Annotated in this window: 2 tRNA genes and 2 rRNA genes; all 4 read left to right on the forward strand. The window is 45.7% G+C overall.

The window, feature by feature from the left end:
* The first annotated feature begins 608 nt into the window (after positions 1 to 608).
* The 4 genes from EKL99_RS14340 to EKL99_RS14355 all read left to right on the forward strand — a co-directional run bounded on the left by EKL99_RS14340 (position 609) and on the right by EKL99_RS14355 (position 5,668).
* A 16S ribosomal RNA gene (locus EKL99_RS14340) occupies positions 609 to 2,122 on the forward strand.
* Between the two features lie 211 nt (positions 2,123 to 2,333).
* A tRNA-Ile gene (locus EKL99_RS14345) sits at positions 2,334 to 2,407 on the forward strand.
* Between the two features lie 113 nt (positions 2,408 to 2,520).
* A tRNA-Ala gene (locus EKL99_RS14350) sits at positions 2,521 to 2,594 on the forward strand.
* 188 nt (positions 2,595 to 2,782) lie between these two features.
* A 23S ribosomal RNA gene (locus EKL99_RS14355) occupies positions 2,783 to 5,668 on the forward strand.
* The 16S and 23S rRNA genes sit together here with 2 tRNA genes alongside, the layout of an rRNA operon.
* Positions 5,669 to 5,742: the final 74 nt, after the last annotated feature.

The following is a 5,742-nucleotide window of genomic DNA, read 5'->3' on the forward strand; positions in this document are numbered from 1 at the left end:
AAAAAACTTTGATCTTCAAAAAACGAGATATCAGCTAGTTAAAGAAAAAGTTAAGAAAAGTTTAAAAAAAAGGGATTAAAAAGCTTGTAAAAGCGAATAAAGGTGCTAGTTTTGCACCCGCAAACAAGTTTACCGAACATTAATTAGAATATAATTATAGAGAGGTAATGGTTTAGAAGTTCTTTAAAATACTGGCAAGTTACTTAGATCAAGAAGAAAATTTATTTTCAAAAAAAGATTTAATAAAGCTTGCGAGAATAGAAAAGGATGTTACCTTTGCACCCCGCAAAACGCGCAACGTTCGTTGACAGATTGATAAGAAAAGCAGAAGAAAGGGATAAGAAAATTATCTCAAAAAAAACTTCACATTTTTCTTGTTAGTTAAAAAGAAAGTTGTACTTTTGCACCCGCTTCGAGAAACGCTATATCAAGTGTTGGTAGAGGTGATAGAAATAAAAGAACACGTTCCTAGACATATTGAATTGACAGCCGTCTTGTCCAAAAGACAAGACAAAAGAATAAGAGTAATAGAATTGAGAGATTTGAAAAAACCACTAGAATTTAGTCGCATAAACAAAGAGAACAGATTTATCTGAACTCACAAATATACGATGAAGAGTTTGATCCTGGCTCAGGATGAACGCTAGCGGCAGGCTTAACACATGCAAGTCGAGGGGTATGTTTCTTCGGAGACAGAGACCGGCGCACGGGTGCGTAACGCGTATGCAATCTACCTTTCACAGAGGGATAGCCCAGAGAAATTTGGATTAATACCTCATAGTATAGTACCTTGGCATCAAGGAACTATTAAAGTCACAACGGTGAAAGATGAGCATGCGTCCCATTAGCTAGTTGGTATGGTAACGGCATACCAAGGCAACGATGGGTAGGGGTCCTGAGAGGGAGATCCCCCACACTGGTACTGAGACACGGACCAGACTCCTACGGGAGGCAGCAGTGAGGAATATTGGACAATGGGCGCAAGCCTGATCCAGCCATGCCGCGTGCAGGATGACGGTCCTATGGATTGTAAACTGCTTTTATACGAGAAGAAACCCTGCTACGTGTAGCAGCTTGACGGTATCGTAAGAATAAGGATCGGCTAACTCCGTGCCAGCAGCCGCGGTAATACGGAGGATCCAAGCGTTATCCGGAATCATTGGGTTTAAAGGGTCCGTAGGCGGTCAGATAAGTCAGTGGTGAAAGCCCATCGCTCAACGGTGGAACGGCCATTGATACTGTCTGACTTGAATTATTAGGAAGTAACTAGAATATGTAGTGTAGCGGTGAAATGCTTAGAGATTACATGGAATACCAATTGCGAAGGCAGGTTACTACTAATATATTGACGCTGATGGACGAAAGCGTGGGTAGCGAACAGGATTAGATACCCTGGTAGTCCACGCCGTAAACGATGGATACTAGCTGTTGGGAGCAATTTCAGTGGCTAAGCGAAAGTGATAAGTATCCCACCTGGGGAGTACGTTCGCAAGAATGAAACTCAAAGGAATTGACGGGGGCCCGCACAAGCGGTGGAGCATGTGGTTTAATTCGATGATACGCGAGGAACCTTACCAAGGCTTAAATGTAGATTGACCGTTTTGGAAACAGAACTTTCGCAAGACAATTTACAAGGTGCTGCATGGTTGTCGTCAGCTCGTGCCGTGAGGTGTCAGGTTAAGTCCTATAACGAGCGCAACCCCTGTTGTTAGTTGCCAGCGAGTCAAGTCGGGAACTCTAACAAGACTGCCAGTGCAAACTGCGAGGAAGGTGGGGATGACGTCAAATCATCACGGCCCTTACGCCTTGGGCTACACACGTGCTACAATGGACGGTACAGAGAGCAGCCACTGGGTGACCAGGAGCGAATCTACAAAACCGTTCTCAGTTCGGATCGGAGTCTGCAACTCGACTCCGTGAAGCTGGAATCGCTAGTAATCGGATATCAGCCATGATCCGGTGAATACGTTCCCGGGCCTTGTACACACCGCCCGTCAAGCCATGGAAGCTGGGGGTGCCTGAAGTCGGTGACCGCAAGGAGCTGCCTAGGGTAAAACTGGTAACTAGGGCTAAGTCGTAACAAGGTAGCCGTACCGGAAGGTGCGGCTGGAACACCTCCTTTCTAGAGCCTTAGTGTTAGTAGCAATACACGCTAGGGAAAGAAGACTAAATATCGAAAAGGAAACAAATATTGACATTATATTACTCTTGCTGTTAGTTCAAATAATACAATTTAAGTTAAAGATAAAGATTTAGTATTGTTGATTACGAAATGCTGATTTTAGATTTAGATCTAAAATCAAGAATGAGAAATCTCTAATCACAGATCACCTTGTCTCGTAGCTCAGCTGGTTAGAGTATTACACTGATAATGTAGGGGTCGACAGTTCGAGTCTGTCCGAGACAACTATTTAACTTAAAGATTCTGAAGAAATTCGGGATAAAAAAGAAGAAATTCTAGAGTTGAGAAATCGCGATATATCGTTATTCGTAATTCACAATTCATAATTAAAAAAGATTGGGGAATTAGCTCAGCTGGCTAGAGCGCCTGCCTTGCACGCAGGAGGTCAACGGTTCGACTCCGTTATTCTCCACAAAAAGAGTGATCAGCTTACAGTGATCAGTGATCAGTTTCGACTGAATACTAAAAACGGAACACTGAACACTACTTTAAAGTTCATTGACATATTGAGATAAGAAAATAATAAAAAGTAGAAAGCATTTTTTGCTTGTTTATTTATAGACAAGTGAAAGAAACGGCATTCTTAATTGAATGTTGGTACAATAAGCAAAATAAGGGCGTATGGGGGATGCCTTGGCTCTCAGAGGCGATGAAGGGCGTGATAAGCTGCGAAAAGCTACGGGGATTGGCACACACGATATGATCCGTAGATACCCGAATGGGGCAACCCACTATGTTGAAGACATAGTACACCGATAGGTGGGCAAACCCGCTGAACTGAAACATCTAAGTAGGCGGAGGAGAAGAAAACAAAAGTGATTCCGTAAGTAGTGGCGAGCGAACGCGGATTAGCCCAAACCAAAGATGTTACGGCATTTTTGGGGTTGTAGGACCACGATATTTGTTGCGGATAGAATTAGAATCTACTGGAAAGTAGGGCCAAAGAAGGTGATAGCCCTGTATAAGTAATAGAAGATAACGATAGTGGTATCCTGAGTAGGGCGGGACACGAGAAATCCTGTCTGAATTTGGCGGGACCATCCGCTAAGGCTAAATACTCCTGAGAGACCGATAGTGAACCAGTACCGTGAGGGAAAGGTGAAAAGAACCGTGAATAACGGAGTGAAATAGATCCTGAAACCATACGCTTACAAGCGGTCGGAGCCCTTTCGTGGGGTGACGGCGTGCCTTTTGCATAATGAGCCTACGAGTTAACGTTGCTGGCAAGGATAAGTGGTTAAGCCACGGATCCGTAGCGAAAGCGAGTCTGAATAGGGCGCTTTAGTCAGTAGTGTTAGACGCGAAACCGTGTGATCTACCCATGGGCAGGTTGAAGCTGTGGTAACACATAGTGGAGGACCGAACCGGTTGACGTTGAAAAGTCTTCGGATGACCTGTGGGTAGGGGTGAAAGGCCAATCAAACTCGGAAATAGCTCGTACTCCCCGAAATGCATTTAGGTGCAGCGTTATGGTTAAAGTTATATAGAGGTAGAGCTACTGATTGGATGCGGGGGCTTCACCGCCTACCAATTCCTGACAAACTCCGAATGCTATATAATGTTTCATAACAGTGAGGGCTTGGGTGCTAAGGTCCAAGTCCGAGAGGGAAAGAACCCAGACCATCAGCTAAGGTCCCCAAATATACGCTAAGTTGAAAGAACGAGGTTTGTCTGCCCAGACAGCTAGGATGTTGGCTTGGAAGCAGCCATTCATTTAAAGAGTGCGTAACAGCTCACTAGTCGAGCGGACGAGCATGGATAATAATCGGGCATAAGCGTATTACCGAAGCTATGGATTTACAATTAATTGTAAGTGGTAGGGGAGCATTCTCACAGGGTAGAAGGTGTATCGTAAGGTATGCTGGACTGGTGAGAAAAGAAAATGTAGGCATAAGTAACGATAATGCGGGCGAGAAACCCGCACACCGAAAGACTAAGGTTTCCACAGCTATGCTAATCAGCTGTGGGTTAGTCGGGACCTAAGGCGAACCCGAAAGGGACAGTCGATGGACAACGGGTTAATATTCCCGTACTAGTTATTACTGTGATGGGGTGACGGAGTGATGAAAGCGCCGCGAACTGACGGAATAGTTCGTTGAAGTACCTACCTATAAGACCCGCAGGCAAATCCACGGGTTTTGGGGAAATACGATAGTACTCGGAGACTTCGGTTGAAGAGATAGTGCGCCTAAGGGCTTCCAAGAAAAACCTCTAAACTTCAGGTAATAAGTACCCGTACCGCAAACCGACACAGGTAGTCGAGGAGAGAATCCTAAGGTGCTCGAGAGATTCATGGCTAAGGAATTAGGCAAAATAGACCCGTAACTTCGGGAGAAGGGTCGCCTCGTAGCAATACGAGGCCGCAGTGAAGAGGTCCAGGCGACTGTTTATCAAAAACACAGGGCTCTGCAAAATCGTAAGATGAAGTATAGGGCCTGACACCTGCCCGGTGCTGGAAGGTTAAGTGGAGATGTTATCTTCGGAGAAGCATTGAAATGAAGCCCCAGTAAACGGCGGCCGTAACTATAACGGTCCTAAGGTAGCGAAATTCCTTGTCGGGTAAGTTCCGACCTGCACGAATGGTGTAACGATCTGGACACTGTCTCAGCCATGAGCTCGGTGAAATTGTAGTAGCGGTGAAGATGCCGCTTACCCGCAGTGGGACGAAAAGACCCTGTGCACCTTTACTATAGCTTAGTATTGACCTTGGATAAATGATGTGTAGGATAGGTTGGAGACTGTGAAGTGGCGTCGCTAGGCGTTGTGGAGTCATTGTTGAAATACAACCCTTTGTTTATCTAGGGCCTAACCCCGCTATGCGGGGGACATTGCTTGGTGGGTAGTTTGACTGGGGTGGTCGCCTCCAAAAGAGTAACGGAGGCTTCTAAAGGTTCCCTCAGTACGCTTGGTAACCGTGCGTAGAGTGCAATGGCATAAGGGAGCTTGACTGAGAGACATACAGGTCGATCAGGTACGAAAGTAGAGCATAGTGATCCGGTGGTTCCGCATGGAAGGGCCATCGCTCAAAGGATAAAAGGTACGCCGGGGATAACAGGCTGATCTCCCCCAAGAGCTCATATCGACGGGGGGGTTTGGCACCTCGATGTCGGCTCGTCACATCCTGGGGCTGGAGAAGGTCCCAAGGGTTGGGCTGTTCGCCCATTAAAGTGGCACGCGAGCTGGGTTCAGAACGTCGTGAGACAGTTCGGTCTCTATCTACTGTGGGCGCAAGAAATTTGAGTGGATCTGATTCTAGTACGAGAGGACCGAATTGGACAAACCTCTAGTGTATCTGTTGTCACGCCAGTGGCATCGCAGAGTAGCTACGTTTGGAAGGGATAAGCGCTGAAAGCATATAAGCGCGAAACCCACCACAAGATGAGATTTCTTTTAAGGGTCGTAGGAGATGACTACGTTGATAGGCTATAGATGTAAAGGCAGTAATGTCATAGTCGAGTAGTACTAATAACCCGTAAGCTTATGTACGCTTTTCCTGCCGAGCAATCGGCAGGAAGAAACTTTCTAATACTTTTTATTTTCTTTATCTCAGTATGTTAAGA

The organism is Flavobacterium sp. ZB4P23 (assembly GCF_003970375.1).
Taxonomy (GTDB): Bacteria; Bacteroidota; Bacteroidia; order Flavobacteriales; family Flavobacteriaceae; genus Flavobacterium.